This is a genomic window from Streptomyces sp. HNM0575, assembly GCF_012726265.1.
Classification (GTDB): Bacteria; Actinomycetota; Actinomycetes; order Streptomycetales; family Streptomycetaceae; genus Streptomyces.
In genome coordinates, this window is sequence record NZ_JAASAG010000013.1 from 45,177 (window position 1) to 63,937 (window position 18,761).

Genomic DNA, 18,761 nt, shown 5'->3' on the forward strand with positions numbered 1-18,761 from the left:
AGGCCGAAGAATCAACCCGGCTCGCGTTCCGGGCACTTCGGCGACCGGCGACGGCCGCCGCGCTCCGGGGGCGCCCGCATGCTCTCACGCGGCGGGCGGACGCGGTGCCGGAACCGTACGCCTGCGACCGGGCGACCGCCGCGGCACCGGGCGGCCACGCGGCACCCGGGCACGCACCCGGCACGCCCCGGCCGCCCAGGCCGCCGCGACGTTCCGGAGCGCATGGGCCACCCCACCGACGGACGACTCGAAGAGAGACCGATGACCATGAAGCTCAAGAAGCTCCAACTCGTCTTCGCCGGCGCCTTGATCGCCGCGCTCGGCAGCACCCTCACGCTGTGGTCCGCGGACGCGGAGGCCGCCGTGAACCGCTACACGATCCAGGCCAACTCGCCGAAGCCGGAGGCCTGCAACAACCACGGCACCGTCCCGGCCGGCTCCTGGCTCCAGAACAAGGTGTGCGGCTACTTCGTCGGCACGGCCATGGCCGGCAGCGCCTTCGACGTGCACGAGACCGCGCAGAGCGACTACCACTACGGGCACAACTACGGGAACAACAACCTGTGCGCCTGGGTGCCGCCGGGCGCGCTCAGCGGCTCGCCCAGCGGCACGGCCGACGAGTCGTGCAGCGCGGAGACCAAGGAACGCATCGGCCACCGCCGCTCGTTCGGCTCCGACTTCAACGCGGCCGCCCACGACGCGGAGGACGGCAGCCCCGTCACGGTCGACCCGGCGTGCTCGGGCGGCGCGTTCCTCAACTACTACGGCTCCAGCGACTACAGCAGCGGCGCACTGCGCGACGCCGCGGGCACCCCGGCGGCACAGGTGCAGTACCGCTACACGACGAACGGCTCCAACCCGGCGGTCGTCGTACGCGACTCGAATCTGGGCTGGGTCTTCATGGACCGCGACTGCGTCACCGACTGGCAGGGCGTGAAGTTCCACAACGACGACGACTGACGGTCCCCGGGACCGACGGCCCCCGGCGGGTGCCGCGGGCGACGGCAGGGGGTGCGGGCGGAGTTCCGCCCGCACCCCCTGTACGCGTCACGCCGTACGCGTACGCCCGTACCCCGCACGGCACCGGCGGCCTCCCGCGAAGGCGGCCCGCTGCCCAACGGGCCGGTGGCGGCCGCCACTTGACGCATCGGCCGCTACTTGACCGCCCCCGCCGTGAGCCCCGCCACGATGCGGCGCTGGAAGAAGAGCACGAGAACCACCAGCGGTACGGTCACGATGATCCCCGCCGCCATCTGGCTGCCGTGCGGCGCCACGAACTGCGAGGCCCCGGTGAACTTCGAGACGGACACCGGAGCCGTCTGCATCGACTCCTTGTTCACCATGGACACCGCGATCAGGAACTCGTTCCACGCCATCACGAAGGTCAGGATCGCCGTCGTGAAGAGCCCGGGCGCCGCGAGCGGAAGGATCACCTTCCGGAAGGCCTGTCCCCGGGTGCAGCCGTCGACCCTCGCCGACTCCTCCAGCTGGGTCGGCATCTGACGGAAGAAGGACGTCAGGTTCCACACGGCGAGCGGCAGCGCGAAGGACATGCTGGGCACGACCATCGCCTGGTACGTGTTGATCCAGCCCATGCCCACGAACAGCTTCAGCAGCGGAATCGTGATCGAGACGACCGGGAACATCGACGTGGCGATGATGCCCGTCAGCACCAGCCGCTTGAAGCGGAAGTCGAGCCGGGCCAGCGCGTATGCGGTGGTGACGCCGACGATCAGGGCGAGCACGGTGGTCGTCCCGGCGACGACGAAGCTGTTGCCCAGGGAGCGTACGAAGCCCAGCGAAGGGTCGAGCACGTTCGCGTAGTTGGTGAAGGACACCGGCGACGGCCACAGCGAGACGTCGAAGATGTCCGACGGGCGGCGCAGGCTGGAGACGAGCATCCAGTAGAAGGGCGCCAGGCACCAGGCGGCCACCGCCACGATGCCCGTGGTGCGCAGCGCCGTACGCCAGGGTGTGCCCGGAGCCTTGCGGGCCGCGTCGCTGCGCCCGGGCGGCGGTCCCGCCGCGGCCGGAGCCTCGGGGGCCGGTGTGGTCGCCGTGGACGTGGTGCCGGTCATGCGGTGGCCTCCTTCTGAAGCTTCCGGTCATCGCCGGTCACCTGGCGCGGGATCCTGCCCTTGCCCTTCTTGCCGCCTGTCCTGCCGCCCGTCGCGTCACGGGCGCCGAGCAGGTCCGCGCCGAGCAGCTTGATGAACGCGAAGGCGATGAGGAAGACGTAGAGGAACAGCACCACCGAGTACGCGGACGCCGGTCCGAAGCGGACGTTGGAGGCCTCGTCCTGGGCCAGCATCGACAGCGTCTCGACGGACTGCTTGCCGGCGCCGATGAGGATGTAGGGCAGGTCGAACATCCGCAGCGCGTCCAGCAGCCTGAAGAGCACGGCGACCAGCAGCGCGGGCTTGACCAGGGGAAGCGTGATGCTCCACAGGCGGCGAATCGGTCCTGCTCCGTCGACGCGGGCGGCCTCGTAGACCTCCTGGGAGATGATCTGGAGCCCGGCGAGCACGAGGATGCCGACGAAGGGCGCCGTCTTCCACACCTCGGCGACGATGACGGCGACCTGCGCCTGGAAGCCCTCGGTGGTCCACAGGACCTTGGTGTTCAGCAGGGTGTTGGCGATTCCCTCGCTGTCGAAGATCCAGCGCCACAGCAGCGCGGAGATCGCGGTCGGGATCGCCCACGGCACGAGGATGCTGGCCCGTATCCAGGCCCGCCCGCGCAGCCCCTGGTGCATGATCAGCGCCATCGCCAGTCCGATGGCGGTCTCCAGGATCACCGAAGTGACGGTCAGGAACGACGTGTTCCAGAAGGCGTTCCAGAACCGGGCGCCCCCGCCGGTGAAGATCCTCGTGAAGTTGTCCAGGCCGACGAAGGGGTCGCCGTTCTCGATGAAGCCCGTCTTGGGATCGATGCCCGGAACGCTGTAGAGCGAGGAGTGCACCGCCGACAGCACCGGATAGGCGATGACGAGACCGAGCACCAGCAGCGTCGGTGATACGAGGAGAGCGGCCATGCGCCCCTCACCGTGCAGGCCCGGTCGCGCGGTGGGCCCGCTACCGCGGCGCCATGGAGGTGTCAGCGACATGGGTCGATCTCTTCCTTTCTCGGCCGGGGGCACTTCGGGCGGACTGCTGCTGCGGCCCGCGCCTGCGGTACGGCCTGGGGACTGCGGGGAGGGTTCACGGGGTCACCGGGTCACGGTCGTCGCGGATCATGGTCATCGCGGTTCACGTCGCGGTTCACGGTCGTCGCGGGTCACGGAGCCAGGGCGCGCAGCTGCCGCTGGAGTCCGCGCAGCGCGGCCTGCGAACTCTTCTTTCCGGTCAGCGCGTTGTACGACTCGTTCTGCACGGCCTTCGTGGCGTCTCCGTACTGCACGACGCGGGGCCTCGGCTCGGCGCCGAGGATCGACTTCTTCAGCACCGGCAGGTACGGGAACTTCTTCACGTACTCCGGCTCGTCGTAGAGCTTGGAGAAGACCGGTGCGAGGGAGGCCTTCTCCAGCTTGATGCGGGCGCTCTGCTCGTTCGTCATGAAGCGCATGAAGTCCAGCGCGGTGGCCTTGTTGCGCGCCGAGGAGGACAGGGCGAGGTTGTGCCCGCCGAGGGAGGAGGCGCCGGGACCCTTCTCGCCGGGTATCGGCGCGACGCCGAACTTGCCCGCGACCTCGTTGTTCTTGGCCTTCTTGTCGGAGATCGCGTACTGGTAGGGCCAGTTGCGGTAGAAGAGCAGGTCGCCCTTCTCGAAGGCCCGCCTGCCCTGCTCCTCCATGTACGTGATGCCGCTCTTGGGGATCGTGCCGTCCTTGAAGCTCTCGACCAGCTGGTCCATGCCGCGCCTGGCCTCGGGGGTGTCGAGGTGCGGTATGCCCTTGGCGTCGGTGACCTCGCCGCCGGCGGAGTTGATCGCCTCGGAGAAGTTCACGGTCAGGCCCTCGTACTTCTCGAACTGGCCGCCGTAGCAGGACATCTTGGACTTCTGCCCGCCGAGGACCTTGTCGCAGATCTCGCGCATCTCGTCCCAGGTCTCCGGCGGCTTGTCGATGCCTGCCTTCTCCAGGAGGTCCTTGCGGTAGTAGAGCAGCGCGCCGTCGGAGGCGTACGGCATCGCGAACCACTTGCCGCGGTAATCGGCCGTGTCGTTGATCGGTCCGAGGGTCTTGCCGAACGGGAAGGAGTCGGCGGGCAGCCGGTCGATCCAGCGGTGCGAGGCGAACTCGGAGGTCCACACGACGTCGAGGTTGAGCACCGTGTAGGTGTCGGTCTTCAGCTGCGCGTTCTGGATCATCATCTGCCGCTGCTGGTCGGCGTCCTCGGGCAGCTCGATGAAGGTGGCCTTCTCGTCGGGGTGCCTGTCGTTCCACCTCTTGATCAGGCTCGGTACGACGCCGGAGGTGTCGCTCGTGGCGAAGGTGATGGGGCCGCGCTCGTCGGCGTCCACCGCGCTCTCGACGTTCGAGGACGCGAGCCCGCAGCCGCCGACGAGCGTGAGTGCGGCGGTGACGGCGGTGCATGGCAGCAGTCGTCGCGGAATGGCACGCACGTGATCTCCTCTTGGCTGTGGCCTGCTGGGGCCTCGTGTGGTTCGCTGTGGTCGCTGTGACGCCGTGACGGACCGCCGAGTCCGTTGCCGCCGTATCGCCGTTCGCAGTTCGCCGTCTCGCCGTTCACCACGGCCCGTCCCGCGCGTTCCTGCCGCGCTCGCCGCCCGGGACCCGAAACGGGCACTCGCCCCGCGGCCGTGAGGAACAGCGAGGTTAAATCGAGTGAGCAGGAGGATGTTTCCCCCCGAGCACCCCTGTCAAGACCTCCGGCACGAACCGTGACGGGGCCCCGGCAGCGGACCCTCCCGGCCTGCGCGGCCGCGACTCGAAAAGGCGTTGACACTTCGACGAAGCCCAGGTGATGCTCGGCTAGATCGAGTTACCTGGAGGGGTTCATGCCGCCGTCGCCGTCGCGCGTCACCCAGGCCGATGTCGCACGCCATGCCGGGGTCTCGCGTACGACGGTCTCCTTCGTCCTCTCCGGCCGCGAGGACACGCGGATCTCCATCGAGGCGCGGCAGCGGATCCTGGGCGCGGCCGAGGAGTTGGGGTACCGGCCGAACCTCACGGCGCAGAGCCTCCGTACGCGCAAGACGTACACCGTCGGCCTGGTCTCGGACATAGTCGCCAGCACGCACTACGCGGGCGAGATGATCCAGGGCGCCCTGGAGGCCGCGCTGGAGCGGGACCATCTGCTCTACTTCGCCGAGAGCGGCGACGATCCGGACGCCGAACGGAAGCTGCTCCAGGGCATGCTCGACCGGCAGGTCGACGGGCTGATCCACGCGGCCATGTCGACGCGTGCGCGCCGGGTGCCCGAGCAACTGCGCTCCCAGCCGTCCGTGCTGCTCAACTGCCTCGACGAGAGCGGGGAGTTCGCCTCCGTCGTGCCGGACGAGGAGGCGGCGGGACGGCAGGCCGCGAAGCTGCTGCTGGAGGCCGGGCACCGGGAGGGCATCCATGTCGTGGGCGGCCGGTGCGTCACCCGAGGCGCCCCGGACGGCGTTTACGCGGGCCGGGAGCGGATGCGCGGCATCGAGGCGGCGCTCGCGGAGGCGGGCGTGCGGTTGTCGGGCGTCTCCGAGTGCGACTGGTCGGCGCCCCGGTTCGGGTACGGCGCGGCGCGGCGGCTGCTGGAGGCCGGGCCCCGGCCCACGGCGGTCGTCTGCTGCAACGACCGGCTGGCGTTCGGCGTCTACCAGGCCGCCGCGGAGCAGGGGCTGTCGGTGCCGCACGATCTCTCGGTGGTCGCCTTCGACGACTCCGAGCTGGCGTCGTGGCTGCGCCCGGCGCTCACATCCGTCGCCCTGCCCCACCGTGAGATGGGCCGTAGGGCCGTGTCGTTACTGTTGTCGCCCGAGGAGCCGGAGCCGTCGGTCCACCGCATTCCCATGCCGGTGCGGCGGCGGGACTCGATCGCCGTGCCGCACCGCTGAGTTCACGCCTCTCCGCCGGTACCGGGGCGGGGCCGGTACCGGGGCGGGGCCGGACCGGGGCGGGGCCGGACCGGGGCGACCGGCCGGGGCGACCGGCCGGGGCCGGGCCGCGAGGGCGCGGCGCCGGCCGCACATACGCCGCCCGCACACACCTGCACATGCCTTCCGCCGCGGATCTCCCCAGGCGCACCCGGGCGCGCCACGACGCACCCGCCGCCGTTCCCGAGATCGTGCACCGACATCCGCACACATCCGCACACATCCGCACGCCGGAAGCCACCGACTCCGGGCACGTCCGTGCCGAACCACGCGTGCCCGGACAACAACCGAATACAGAGCAGGGCCAGTGAGTACGAATCCCTGAGACCCGTACGGCAGCCGGCGCCCAGCACGCACAACCGCACGTCCGGCTCCTGCGGCAGCAACACGGCAGCACCGCGACATCCATGAAGTGACGAAATGACCGAACCCGCACCGCACTGCGAGGAACCGACGTGACCGACACCACAGCACCGCACCGTCAGGACGGCCCCGACTGGTGGCGCCAGGCCGCCGTCTACCAGATCTACCCCCGCAGCTTCGCCGACTCCGACGGCGACGGGCTCGGCGACATCCCGGGCATCACCTCCCGGCTGCCGTACCTCGCCGAACTGGGCGTCGACGCCGTCTGGTTGAGCCCCTTCTACCCGTCCGCGCTGGCGGACGGCGGCTACGACGTGGCCGACTACCGCAACGTCGACCCCCGGCTGGGCACCCTCGACGACTTCGACGCGATGGTCGCCGAGGCGCACCGCTTCGGCATCAAGGTCATCATCGACATCGTCCCCAACCACACCTCCGAGGACCACGAGTGGTTCCAGCAGGCGCTGCGCGCCGGGCCCGGCTCACCCGAGCGCGAGCGCTACATCTTCCGCGAGGGCAAGGGCGAGAACGGCGAACTGCCGCCCGCCGACTGGGAGTCCGCATTCGGCGGTCCCGCCTGGAGCCGGCTGCCGGACGGCTGGTGGTATCTCCACCTCTTCGCCCCCGAGCAGCCGGACCTCAACTGGGAGAACCCGGAGGTGCGCGCCGACTTCCTCAAGACCCTGCGCTTCTGGTCGGACCGGGGCGTCGACGGCTACCGAATCGACGTGGCCAACGCGCTGATGAAGGACGTCGCCGACCCGCTGCGCGACATGGGGCCGCGCTCGTACGACGAGCAGATGGCCGAACTCGCGGACGGCACCCACCCGTTCTGGGACCGCGACGAGGTGCACGAGATATACCGGGAGTGGCGCGAGGTCTTCAACGAGTACGACCCGCCCCGCGTGGGAGTCGCCGAGGCGTGGGTCAAGCGGCACCGCCTGGTTCTCTACGCACGGCCCGAAGGGCTGGGCCAGGCCTTCAACTTCGAGTATCTGAAGACCGGTTGGGACGCGCGGGAGCTGCGCTCCGTCATCGACGAGTCCCTGCGCACGGCACAGGACGCGGGCGCCTCGGCGACCTGGGTGCTCTCCAACCACGACGTCGTGCGGCACGCTTCGCGCTTCGCGCTCCCCGAGGGCACCGACAGCAACGAGTGGCTGCTCAGCGGCGGCACCCGGCCGGAGGCCGACGCCGGGCGCGGTCTGCGCAAGGCCCGCGCCGCCTCGCTGCTGGAGCTGGCGCTGCCGGGGTCGGCGTACATGTACCAGGGCGAGGAGCTGGGCCTGCCCGAGGTCGCCTCCCTCACGGTGGACGAGCTCCAGGACCCCACGTGGGAGCGCAGCTCGCACACCCGCAAGGGGCGGGACGGCTGCCGCGTGCCGCTGCCGTGGACGCGTACGGGCCCGTCGTTCGGCTTCGGCGGCGAGGACGGCGCCGCACCGTGGCTGCCGCAGCCCGCGTACTTCGGCGAGCTGTCGGCCGAGGCCCAGGAGGGCGAGGAGGGCTCCACGCTGGAGCTGTACCGGGAGGCCCTGCGGCTGCGGCACAAGCTCGTCGGCAGCGACGAGTCGCTGACGTGGGTCAGCGACGAGGACACCGCGAAGGACGGCGTGCTGCACTTCGTACGCCCCGACGGCTGGCACTGCCTGACCAACTTCGGTACGTCGGCAGCGCCGCTGCCGGAGGGCGAAGTCCTGCTCAGCAGCGGCCCGTTGACCGGGCACGAGCTTCCCGGTGAGACGACGGTGTGGCTGCGGGACGGCGCGGCGGAGGGCTGACGCGCGGCCGGCGGCGGTGGCTGCGGCTGGCGGTCGTGGCCGAAAGGGGCGGCACGGCGGACTCGTCCGCCGTGCCGCCCCACCCCGTTCCGGGGGCCGCGTCGCCGGTCCCTCGCTACGGCCCGTCGACGAAGTAGCTGTCGTTCTTCACCAGGAAGTCCTCCAGCTCCGCCGCGCTGAGCCACCTCCGCGATCCGCTCGAAGTGCTCCTCGCGGGGCGCGCCCGGCGTGAAGAGCATCAGCATGGAGACCGGCTCGTCGGCGGTGTTCCTGAACGCGTGCAGCCCGCCCGGCGGCACGTAGAGGAAGTCGCGGGGTAGGCGACGCCGAGCCGCACGCCCGCCTCGCGGCACGCCGCGACCATCGCCTCGCCGTCCTCCGCCGTGGTGGCGAGCGGCTTTTCGCACAGCACGTCGACGCCGTGCGCCGCTGCCCGAGGAGTCGGTCGCGTACTACGACGAGGGGCAGCCGTAGAGGCACCCGCTCGGCAGGAGCCGGGGCCGCCGGTCCGGCCGCCCGTCCGTACCCAACCCGTTCCCGGGCGCGGAGGCGCAGGACCGCGGAACCCGAACCACGAACCGGGGAAAAGGAGTTGTACACCGAGAGGTTCATGGGAACGATTACACGCATGGACAGACCCCCGGAATTGCTCCGTCACGACCGCGCCGTACTACGCCGCTGGCGAGTCGCCGACGCCGACGTGGCGTACCGGGTGGTCGCCGAGTCGATCGACCATCTGCGGCCGTGGATGCCCTGGGCGGGCGAGGGTCACAGCCCCGACGCGTCCCTGGAGTTCGTCACCAGGTGCGAGCGCGAGTGGGCCGAGGGCCAGGCGTACAACTACGCGGTGTCCGTGGCCGGTTCGACGGTCGGCAGCTGTAGCCTGATGCGCCGCATCGGCCCCGGCGGCCTGGAGATCGGCTACTGGATCCACCCCTCGTGGACGCGGCGCGGTCTCGCGACGTCGGCCGCGTCGGCGCTGCTCCGTGCCGCGTTCGAGCTCCCGGGCGTCGAGGTGGTGGAGATCCACCACGACGAGGCCAACGAGGCCAGCGGCGGCGTACCGAGGCGGCTCGGCTTCACGGAGGTCGAGCGGCGGCCCGCTATCGAGGGGCCTTCGGCTCCGGGCGAATCGGGCGTCGAGGTCGTCTGGCGCGCCCACCGCGACACGGCGCTCCTGCTTCCGCAGCCACCGGGAGCGGGGGCCGGAGCCGCGGGCGCGGGCGAAGCCGGAGCCGTGGCTGAAGCCGGTGGCAGAGCCGTGAGCGAAGCCGGAACCTGAGCCGAGCCCGGACCGGAGCCGGGGGCGAGCCCGGAGCGGGACCAGCCGGGGGCCGGAGCCGGAACCGCGGACGAGGCCGGAGCGGGACCGGCCCAAGCTGAAGCCGTTCCCGAGCCGGGGATGAAGCCGTGCCCCGGGAACCCGACCCGCGGCGGGAGCCGAACCCGTACCCGTAACGGATGTCGCAGCCGCCACGAACTCCGGCCGCACCGCTACCAGTTCTGCACGGAGTTGAGCAGGATCCGCTCGATGTCCTCCTCGTTCACCGGCTTGGGACAGGTCGTCAGCAGCCGCTGCTGCTTCATCGTCCCCGGCACGAGGTCCGGTACGTCGCTCTCGCCGTAGCCGACGGCGCCGATCCCGTTCGGGATGCCGATGTCCCGCATCAGCCCGACCAGTACCCGCGGCAGCTGCTCGGAGGGATCGGACAGCCGCTCCGCGTCCGGCGCGAGCAGCGAGGCCGCCCGCAGATGCCGCTCCGGCGCCGAGGAGAAACTGAAGCGGAAGGCTTCCGGCGCCGTCAGCGACACCGACTGGCCGTGCGGCACCATCGGTTCGTCCTGCGGATATCCGGCGGGCCGGTAGTCCTTGACCATGCCGGCGATCGGATAGGCGTTGGCGTGCGGAATGTGCACCCCGGAGTTGCCGAAGCCCATGCCCGCGAAGGTCGCCGCCATGAGCATGTCCGTACGCGCCTCGACGTCCTCCGCCCCGTGGTGCACCGCCCGCCGGAAGGACTTCGCGATCAGGTCCATCGCCTTCTCGCACCACAGGTCGGACACCGGGTTCGAGCCGCAGTACGTCACCCGCTCCTCGGGCCTGTGCCGCGCCGAATCCCCGTACCAGCCCGCCGTGTACGACTCCAGCGCATGGCAGACGATGTCCATGCCCGCGGAGGCGGTGACCTCGGGCGGCAGGCTCATCGTCAGCAGCGGATCGACCACGGCGAGGGCGGGGCGCAGCCGCCAGTGGCTGATGCCGGTCTTGACCTTCATCGACAGCACGTCCAGCACGCACATCGCGGTGCTCTCCGCTCCCGTGCCCGCGGTCGTGGGAACGGCCACCAGCGGCTTGAGCGGACCCGGCGGCACGACTCCCCTGCCGACCGGCTTGTTGACGTAGTCCATCAGCTCACCGCCGCACGACGTCAGCAGATCCACCGCCTTCGCGGTGTCGATGGCCGAACCGCCGCCGACCGCGACGAACCCGTCCCAGGGCCCGCTCTCCCGCGCGTGGTCGACGGCCGCGGCGAAGCTCGCGTCGCTGGGCTCGACGTGGACCCCGTCGAAGACGGCGGCCTCGATCCCGTACCGCTTCAGGTTCTCGGCCACCCGCTGCGGAATGCCGAGGGCGGCGACACCGGGATCCGTCAGGACGAGAACGCGCTCCACGCCGTACTGCGACATGTCGAAGCCGATCTCGTCGCTCGCGCCCGCCCCGAACTTCAACGGCGGGGCGCCCCAGGTGAATACGGTCTCCTCGACCGTGCCCGCGGCCGTCTCGCCCGACGCCTCCGAAGACGTCGGACCGCTGTCGTCGCCACTGCTCATCGGTGTACGCCTCCACGCTCGCGGTCGATCACGGGCCGGCACCCGGGTCCCCGGTGCTCCGGGTCCTCCCAGTCTTCCCAGCCGTACGGGCCGTGGGGCAACCCCGGTCGCCGACGAGTCCGGCGCGGACTGCCGCCGGTGATCCGATCCGTGACCCGTCGGGGGGCGGCGGTCGCGCACCGGTCGTATACCGGTTGCGTACGGGGCGGGCGCCCCGGGCACCTACGAGAGGCCCGTGTACGTCTCGTATACAGGGCGGCGGTGCGGCTCGTATACAGACCGCATACGTACCGCGTGCGGATGGTTCGCCGGGCCAGGGTGGGGTTCGTATACAGACCCCATACGCGGGGGCTCGTATACCGGTCGCGTACGGAACGCATACGGCTCGCCTGCCGGTCCACGTATACGCGCCGTACAACCGCCGTGCGTGGGGCCCGCGTATAGGCCGCATACATGGCGCGTACTCGTGGTCTACCGGTCGTATACGACCCTCACGGCGCCAGCCGCTCGCACACCGCCGACGTGACCGAGGCCGTGCCCCCGGCCGGCCGCCCGCGTACATCGAGTTCGACGGCTCCGTCCGCGAGCGCCGACTCCACAGCGCCCCGCACACGGTCACCCGAGGCATGCCGGCCGGCGCGGTCCAGCAGCAGCGCGAGGCTCAGAATCTGCGAGAGCGGATTGGCCAGACCGCGGCCCGCGATGTCGGGTGCGCTGCCGTGCACGGGCTCCGCATACGAGGTGTGCACACCGGCGTTGAGCGAACCGCACATGCCGAGGCCGCCCACCGTGGCCGCACCGAGGTCGCTGAGCACGTCCCCGAGGAAGTTCTCCGTCACCAGCACGTCGAAGCACTGCGGCCGGGCGACGAGATCGTGGGCGGCGGCGTCCGCGTAGAGGTGCTCGGCCGCGATGTCCGGGTATTCGGCGGCCACTTCGTCGAAGACGCGGCGGAAGAGGGCGTAACTGCGCAGCACGTTGCTCTTGTCCACGCACGTGACCCTGCGGACCCCGTCCGCGGGAGCGCCCGCGCGGCCGCGCGCGAGAGAGAACGCGTACCGCACGACGCGTTCCGTGCCCGCCCGCGTGATCATCAACTGGTCGCAGGCCGCATGCGGAGTGGCGGCGCCCGCGCCCCGCGAGAGATACAGCCCCTCGGTGTTCTCGCGGACCAGCACGTAGTCGATCTCGCCGGCACCGTGCCGCGTACCGCCGGTGACGCCGGGCAGCAGCCGCATCGGCCGTACGTTGGCGAAGGTGTCCAGGCCCAGGCGCAGCAGCCCGCCGAGCAGTCCGGCCTCCGTGCCGTCCGGGTGCCGCACGCCGGGGAGGCCGACCGGGCCCTTCAGCACGCCGTCGGCGGTCCGCAGCCGTTCGAGCGCGCCGTCGGGCAGCGCACGACCGGTGCTCCGGTACGCCCCGGCGCCCGCCTCGATCGTCGTGACACGGTGCCCGAAACCGTCCAGGGCGGCTGTGCGCTCCAGCACCTCCAGGGCGCTGCCGACCAGTTCGGGGCCGATGCCGTCCCCGGGGATCACCACGAGATCCAGGAGTTCGGACGGCTGCGGTCCCGCCGCCCCCTCCGGCGACCGCGACCTCGGCTGCGACTCCGCGCCCGATCCCGATCCTGATCCCGAACGCGGCTCCGCCTCCGACTGCGCCGCCGACTCCGGCCGTACGTGCGGCACTTCGGCCGCTCCGCCGCTCACGCGGCCCGTCCCGCGGAGGTCCCGGCGGTGCGCCCGAAGACCGAACCGTTCGTCAGCCCCGTACCGCCCGGATAGTTGAAGTAGAAGAGCCCGCCTACCAGTTCACCCGCGGCGAAGAGCCCGGAGATGGGGCGCATGTCGGTGTCGAGCACCTGCGCGCTGTCCGGGGCTATCCGTACGCCGCCGAAGGTGAAGGTGATGCCGCACGTCACCGCGTACGCCTCGAAGGGCCCCTCGTCCACGGTGTTCGCCCAGTTGGTCTTGGCGACGGCGAGGCCCGAAGTCCCGCGGCCGTCCCGCACGTTCGGGTTGAAGGGCGTGGCGGTGTCGACGGCGGCGTTGTACGACTCCATCTCGGCGAGGAAGCCCGCCGGATCCACGCCGTCCATCTTCTCCGCCAGCTTCTCCAGGGTCGGGGCGCTCACCTTGGTGATCTGGCGGATCCGGTACTCGTCGCGCAGCAGGTGCGTGACCTTCCGGTCGAAGACCTGCCACGCGAACTGGCCGGGCTGCTCCAGGATCACGCGTCCGTACTTGGCATAGGTGTAGTTGCGGAAGTCGGCGCCCTCGTCCACGAAGCGGCGGCCGTGCGCGTTGACCATGACGCCCCACGGATAGCTGTGCTTCTGGAAGCTGTCGCCGACGGCGAGGTCGCCGAACTCCGGTGCGTTGCGGTCCCAGCCGACGGCGTGACAGCCCGACCAGTTGCCCGCGGGGCTCGCCCCGGCGCGCAACGCCATCCGCAGGCCGTCGCCGGTGTTGTACATCGTGCCGCGCACCTTGGCGAGGTCCCAGCCGGGCCCCAGATAGCGGGCCCGCATCTCGGCACTGGACTGGAAGCCTCCGCTGGCGAGCACCACCGCGTCGGCGCTCTCCTCGCGGGTGGCTCCGGCCTGGCGCAGCCTCACACCGTGCACGACTCCGGAGTCGTCCTGGAGCAACGACAGCGCATGCGCTCCGTATTCGATGTGTATACCGGCCCGGACCGCGGCGCGCGTCAGTGCCTCGACGAGGCCCATGCCGCCGCCCGACGCCTCGACCGTGAGGCCTCCCCAGAAGGTGAAGCGGCCGTCGACCTTGAAGGCCTGGCGCCCGTAGATCGGTACGAAGCGCACGCCCTTCTCCGCCATCCACAACAGGGTCGGCAGGCTCTTCTCCACCAGCGTGGACGCGAGTTCAGGATCGGTCCGGTACTCCGTGACGCGTGCCAGGTCGTCCAGGTAGTCCCCGGCCGGATAGCTCCCGAAGTCGGTGTTCGCGATCTCCTCCTCGGTCAGGTCGGGCATCAGTCGCTTCAGATCCTCGACCCCCGAGTACACGACGCGCATGGCGCCCGCGGTGAACGCCGTGTTCCCACCGCGCCGGCTCTCCGGCGCCCTCTCCAGCACGAGGACCTCGGCGCCCTCCTCACGTGCGGCCAACGCAGCGCACAGCGCCGCGTTCCCCGCTCCGACAACGATGACTCGACGGCCGGCCATGCACACTCTCCTCGCGCTCGCATCCACATTGCATGCAATTGGATCGGGATTGTACTCAACTTGCGGACGATCTGACCCCTCCCGTACGGTTCACGCGTGCGGGAGGACGAAGCACCTACGACCAGCGGCGCCGGCGGCATCGACCACCGGTCACAGACATCCGGGGGATCTGTGGACCGCCTCCGCGCATACCTGCACGAGGGGGTCGCCGTCCGCGGCCGTACGACCGACGACGTCACGGGCGCGATGCGCGAAGCGATCCTCGACGGCGTGCTCTCCCCCTCCGCCTGGCTGCGCGAGAGCGAACTCGCGTCCGCGTTCAAGGTCAGCAGGACCCCGATCCGGGAGGCGCTGAAGCGGCTGGCCGACGAGGGCCTCGTGGTCAAGACCGCCCACCACGGCGCGATGGTCGCCGCCCTGTCCCTGGAAGACGTGCTCGCTCTCTACGTCGTACGCGAGGACCTCGAAGGACTCGCCGCACGGCTGGCGGCCGTACGGCGCCCCGACGGCCTGGTCGAGCAGCTCGACGAGATCAACGCGGACATGCGCGAGGCGGCCGCCCGCGAGGACGTCGCCGAGCTGTCCAAGCTCAACCTCGCCTGGCACCGCGCGCTGCGGACCGGCGCCGCCAACCCTTATCTGGAGCGGTTCCTCAACCAGGTCGAGCACGCCGTACGGAGGCTTCCGGCGACGACCCTCGTGCACCCCGGCCGCCCCGACGAGGTGCTGGCGGAGCACGACGCGGTCGCCCGCGCCGTGCAGGCCCGCGACGGCGAGGTGGCCGAACAGCACGCCAGGGCCCACATGCGCCGGGCCCGCGAGATCCGCCTCGCCGTGCTGCTGGGGGGCTGAGCGAGCGGGGGCGTGGGCCGCGGGGGAGGTTGCGTACGGGTCGTATGGGTCGTATACGAGGTGTACGCCGGGGCACAAGTACGCGGCGTACACGGCGTATACGAGACGTACACCGGCGCCGAGCGCACCCTCGGACGTTGCGTACGCGGCGTATACGAGACGTGCACCGGGGCCCAAGTGAGCGGCGTACACGGCGTATACGAGACGCGTACCCGAGCCGGGGGCGGGCGCACCGGACACAGGCGCACCGGACGCTGGCGCAGGGGTGCGCGCGGGATTCGTCGCGGGCGTCATCCTTGGTCCCGCCTCTCCAGACGCCGGGCCCACCGCAGCAGCAGGGGCAGCACCGACAGCACGACGACCAGCCGGATCAGGTGCATCCCCGCCACCAGGCCGCTGTCCCCGCCGAGACCGGCCGCGGCGGCGACCATCTCGCCGACCCCTCCGGGGATCGACCCCAGCAGGGCGGGCGTCGGGGCGAGGATCCCGCCGAGGGTGAGGGCCGCCCCGATTCCGGCTCCGAGCAGGACGATCAGCAGCACGACGACTGCTCCGGGCACGCTGACGCGCCGTACGGCCGCGGGGAAGTTGCGCCCCACCATCGCCCCGACCCCGGAGCCCACCAGGATCTGACCGGCCGTCGACCACCAGCCGGGCGGTACGGCGCCGCCGAGACCGGCGAGCGGGGCTGTCGCCGCTCCCAGGATCGACCCGGTCATCGGCCACATCGGCAGCCGCAGCATCCGGCCGAGTGCCGCACCCGCACACGCGAGTCCCAGCAACAGGGCCAGGCCGCCGGGGCCGCTTCCCGCGCCGGTCATGTGAACCGCCCCAGTACGAGGACGAGTCCGGGCAGCGCGAGCAGCACCACGACCAGGACGCGTACGAGGTGGACGACCGTCACGGTCCCCACGTCCGCGCGCTCCTTGACGGCGAGTACGGACAGTTCGCTGAGCCCGCCGGGCGCGCACGCGAGGACCGCCGTCGTCGCGTCGAGCCCGTGGCGCCTCATCAGCCAGCGTGCGAGCACCGCGTCGAGCGCCAGCAGCAGCACCACACCTGCCAGTACCGGGAGCGCGACCAGCCCCATCATCCGCAGGCTCTTCCCATCCAGCCGCGCGGCCGAGACGCAGCCGATCAGCACCAACCCGGCCGTACGGGCCCAGTGTTGAAGCGGATGCTGCGGCGGTGGCTCGGTCTGCGACCCGGGCCCGAGCCGGGGCGGCGGCGAGTCCGGCTGTCCGTCCTGTCGCTGCCGCTGCCGGGGTCGTGTGCCGGTGCGGCGCCCATGGCCGTCACGACCGGCCGCCCTGCCGGGTACGACGCCGCCGAATGTGATGGTGCCTGCCGCCGCGCTGCCGAGCACCGCACCGACCAGCGTTCCGGCGGGCACGCGCAGCCACGTGAGCAGCAGGCCGCCCGCGGCCCCCGCCACCAGTCCGATCACGGCACGGTGCAGGGGAGCGGCGGGCCCGTCATCAGCCGAACTCCCGCGACTCCGGCCCCCGGAACCCTCCCGGCCCCCGCCGCCCGCATGCCCCCCGGAGTCCGCGGACGCAGCGGAACCGCTCACAGCAGACCGACCGGCGTGAGGTACCCGATGGGCAGCGCGATGTCCGCGAAGACGGCGAGCGCAGCCAGCACACCAGTCGTGCACACCGTGTATACGACGATCGCCCACCAGCGCATCTGCGCCACCCGGCGCAGGAAGACGGGCAGGAAGACCAGCGCCGCGAGCAGCACGCCCAGTACGTACGTGAGCGCCACGAAACCCACGAGCCAGCCGAACGACCGCAGCACGGCCCGCCATTCGGCCGCCCACTCCTCCTGCTGCGCCGGATCCCTCGGCTCCGCCCTGCGCAGCGCGCGTACACCCGCGACGAGTGCGCCCGCCGCCATCGCCGCTCCGACCACCGTGACGAGCCCCGGTACGAGCCTTGCCTGGCTGCTGTATCCGCGGGAGATCACGAACGCGGCCACGAACACCGCGAGGAACACCGCCGGAACCACGACGCCCCAGATCCGCGGCGGCGTCGGCCCGCCCTCGCCCTCGTCGTCGTCCGGCAGGGCGGAGGCCTCGTCGCCCGCCTCGGGGTCCTGGGCACGGGCGCGCCGGGCGCGGGCCTCACGGACCTTCTTCACCAGGGAGAAGACGGTCGGCACCACGAGAACGCCGAAGAGGATCAGCACCCAGGGCCGTACGACCCACTGGTCGAACGAGTAGAGATTGGCCGTCAGGAAGTAGTAGCGCTCCATCGGCAGGCTCAGCACGAAGCCGATCAGGAACGGCGCCCGTGGAATCCCGCACGCCTTCATCACCCAGCCCAAGGCCCCCAGCAGCAGCATGATCTGGAGCAGCGCGATCTGCTCGGACTCCTGGAAGCCGGCGGTGAACAGGATGACCACGAGTCCCCCGGCCAGCACCGGGAACCGTACGAAGCTGAGCTTCGCCAGCGGCCTGCTCAGCAGGAAGCAGGCGGCCGCCCCCAGGATGCTCGCGAGCGCGAACGACCAGATGATCGTGTAGACGATGTCCAGATCCTTGGTGATGATCCGCGGACCGGGCTCGATGTTGAAGGCGAGCAGCGCGCCCAGCAGCAGGGCCGCCGGCGCACCGCCCGGGATCCCGAAGAGCAGGGTGGGGATCAAGTCCCCTGCCTCGACCGAGTTGTTGGCGCTCTCCGGGGCGATGATCCCCCGTGGATCGCCCTTCCCGAAGGTCTTCTTGGGCTCCTTGCGCGTGGTCGCACGCGCCTGCCCGTACGCCATCCATGTGCCCGCCGTGGCACCGAGACCGGGCAGCACGCCCGCCCACATCCCGACGAGCGCACCGCGCAGCACATGGCGCCAGTGGTGCACCACGTCGCGCAGTCCGGTGCGCCATCCGCTGCCCAGTCCCGAACCGGTGGCGACGCTGGAGCGGCTGCCGACGAGCGTGACGATCTCGGCGATGCCGAAGATGCCGAGGGCGACGGCGACGAGGTCCAGCCCCTCGGAGAGGAAGAGCGAGCCGAAGGTGAAGCGGTAGTCGGCCGCGGCCGGTGCCGCGCCTATGCCCCCGAGCAGCAGCCCGAACGCCCCCGCGAGCATGCCCTTGACCATGTTGCCCCGCGAGAGCACCGCGGTCAGCGAGACCCCGAGCAGGGTCAGCATGAACAGTTCCGGCGCGCCGAAGCTGAGCACCAGCGGACGCGCCACGGGTATCGACAGCGTCAGCCCCAGCGCACCCAGCAGCCCGCCGATCATCGACGACAGGAACGCCACGGACAGCGCCCGCGCGCCCTGCCCCTGCTTCGCCATCTGGTGCCCGTCGAGCATCAGCACGCTCGCGGACGCCGAACCGGGGATGCCCAGCAGTACGGACGCGATCGTGTCCGAGGTGTGCACGACCGCCACGGCGCCGATGATCAGCGCCAGCGCCTGGGTCGGGTCGAGCGCGAAGACGAACGGCAGCAGCATGGCGACCGCGCCGGTGCCGCCGAGCCCGGGGATCATGCCGATGACCAGGCCGGAGGCGACGCCCAGCAGCAGGAATATCAAGTTCGACAGGGCGAAGAGGTTGCCCAGCGCGCTGAACGCGGCTTCCAGCATCGATCAGACCTTTCGGTGTGCCGCTCCGGTTTCGCGAGTTCGCCGGACCGTCCGGCACGGGGCGCCGCGCCGGGCGCTCCGCACCGGATGTCCGGTGACGGATGACGGATGACGGA

At 71.2% G+C, this 18,761-nt stretch carries 15 protein-coding genes and 1 pseudogene; 5 read left to right on the forward strand and 11 right to left on the reverse strand.

Annotation, left to right across the window (positions count from 1 at the left end; all coding sequences use genetic code 11):
• Positions 1–261: 261 nt before the first annotated feature.
• A complete protein-coding gene (locus HCC61_RS26755) occupies positions 262–960 on the forward strand; it encodes a hypothetical protein (RefSeq protein ID WP_169139765.1) in 699 nt (232 codons plus the stop codon).
• Between the two features lie 194 nt (positions 961–1,154).
• Here HCC61_RS26755 and HCC61_RS26760 read toward each other — a convergent pair whose 3' ends face one another.
• The 3 genes from HCC61_RS26760 to HCC61_RS26770 form a co-directional block, all read right to left on the reverse strand.
• A complete protein-coding gene (locus tag HCC61_RS26760) occupies positions 1,155–2,078 on the reverse strand; it encodes a carbohydrate ABC transporter permease (protein ID WP_169139767.1) in 924 nt (307 codons plus the stop codon).
• Entirely contained in the window at positions 2,075–3,034 is a 960-nt protein-coding gene (locus tag HCC61_RS26765) for a sugar ABC transporter permease (RefSeq protein WP_240969321.1), read from the reverse strand. Before HCC61_RS26765 ends, HCC61_RS26760 begins: the two co-directional genes overlap by 4 nt.
• Positions 3,035–3,276: 242 nt before the next feature.
• The gene (locus HCC61_RS26770) at positions 3,277–4,563 is read right to left on the reverse strand and encodes an ABC transporter substrate-binding protein (protein ID WP_346777400.1); all 1,287 of its coding nucleotides are present in this window, start codon (positions 4,561–4,563) and stop codon (positions 3,277–3,279) included.
• A 396-nt stretch (positions 4,564–4,959) separates the two neighbouring features.
• Between HCC61_RS26770 and HCC61_RS26775 the strand changes: the two genes are divergently transcribed.
• Together HCC61_RS26775 and HCC61_RS26780 are read left to right on the forward strand one after the other, a co-directional pair.
• Positions 4,960–6,000 carry a LacI family DNA-binding transcriptional regulator gene (locus tag HCC61_RS26775; protein WP_169139771.1) on the forward strand — a complete coding sequence of 347 codons (1,041 nt, stop codon included), beginning with the start codon at positions 4,960–4,962 and terminating at the stop codon, positions 5,998–6,000.
• A gap of 494 nt (positions 6,001–6,494) precedes the next feature.
• On the forward strand, positions 6,495–8,183 hold the full coding sequence (locus HCC61_RS26780; RefSeq protein ID WP_346777401.1) for an alpha-amylase family glycosyl hydrolase: 1,689 nt from the start codon (positions 6,495–6,497) through the stop codon (positions 8,181–8,183).
• A 115-nt stretch (positions 8,184–8,298) separates the two neighbouring features.
• Here HCC61_RS26780 and HCC61_RS30985 read toward each other — a convergent pair.
• Positions 8,299–8,494, reverse strand: a pseudogene (locus tag HCC61_RS30985) (cupin); the annotation flags it as partial.
• Positions 8,422–8,841, reverse strand: coding sequence for a Gfo/Idh/MocA family oxidoreductase (locus tag HCC61_RS31580; protein WP_346777402.1), 420 nt, complete (start codon positions 8,839–8,841; stop codon positions 8,422–8,424). The gene HCC61_RS31580 and the pseudogene HCC61_RS30985, both read right to left, overlap by 73 nt.
• Between HCC61_RS31580 and HCC61_RS26795 the strand changes: the two genes are divergently transcribed.
• Entirely contained in the window at positions 8,812–9,465 is a 654-nt protein-coding gene (locus HCC61_RS26795) for a GNAT family N-acetyltransferase (RefSeq protein ID WP_169139773.1), read from the forward strand. The two genes, HCC61_RS31580 and HCC61_RS26795, sit on opposite strands and share 30 nt — an antisense overlap.
• Positions 9,466–9,677: 212 nt before the next feature.
• On the opposite strand, the gene HCC61_RS26800 is transcribed toward HCC61_RS26795, so the two are convergent.
• From HCC61_RS26800 to tcuA, 3 genes are all read right to left on the reverse strand, one after another.
• Positions 9,678–11,015, reverse strand: coding sequence for a hydroxyacid-oxoacid transhydrogenase (locus tag HCC61_RS26800; protein WP_169139775.1), 1,338 nt, complete (start codon positions 11,013–11,015; stop codon positions 9,678–9,680).
• 491 nt (positions 11,016–11,506) lie between these two features.
• A complete protein-coding gene (locus tag HCC61_RS26805; RefSeq protein ID WP_206323061.1) occupies positions 11,507–12,724 on the reverse strand; it encodes an isocitrate/isopropylmalate family dehydrogenase in 1,218 nt (405 codons plus the stop codon).
• Positions 12,721–14,202: an FAD-dependent tricarballylate dehydrogenase TcuA gene (gene tcuA, locus HCC61_RS26810; protein ID WP_169139777.1), complete on the reverse strand. Its 1,482-nt coding sequence runs from the start codon at positions 14,200–14,202 to the stop codon at positions 12,721–12,723. Before tcuA ends, HCC61_RS26805 begins: the two co-directional genes overlap by 4 nt.
• 96 nt (positions 14,203–14,298) lie before the next feature.
• Between tcuA and HCC61_RS26815 the strand changes: the two genes are divergently transcribed.
• The gene (locus HCC61_RS26815) at positions 14,299–15,054 is read left to right on the forward strand and encodes a GntR family transcriptional regulator (RefSeq protein ID WP_206323062.1); all 756 of its coding nucleotides are present in this window, start codon (positions 14,299–14,301) and stop codon (positions 15,052–15,054) included.
• 290 nt (positions 15,055–15,344) lie between these two features.
• Here HCC61_RS26815 and HCC61_RS31330 read toward each other — a convergent pair whose 3' ends face one another.
• From HCC61_RS31330 to HCC61_RS26830, 3 genes are all read right to left on the reverse strand, one after another.
• On the reverse strand, positions 15,345–15,875 hold the full coding sequence (locus tag HCC61_RS31330) for an AbrB family transcriptional regulator (RefSeq protein ID WP_169139779.1): 531 nt from the start codon (positions 15,873–15,875) through the stop codon (positions 15,345–15,347).
• The gene (locus HCC61_RS31335) at positions 15,872–16,501 is read right to left on the reverse strand and encodes an AbrB family transcriptional regulator (RefSeq protein ID WP_169139780.1); all 630 of its coding nucleotides are present in this window, start codon (positions 16,499–16,501) and stop codon (positions 15,872–15,874) included. The genes HCC61_RS31330 and HCC61_RS31335 overlap by 4 nt, the downstream gene beginning before the upstream one ends.
• A gap of 122 nt (positions 16,502–16,623) precedes the next feature.
• Positions 16,624–18,645, reverse strand: coding sequence for a tripartite tricarboxylate transporter permease (locus HCC61_RS26830; protein WP_169139781.1), 2,022 nt, complete (start codon positions 18,643–18,645; stop codon positions 16,624–16,626).
• Positions 18,646–18,761: the final 116 nt, after the last annotated feature.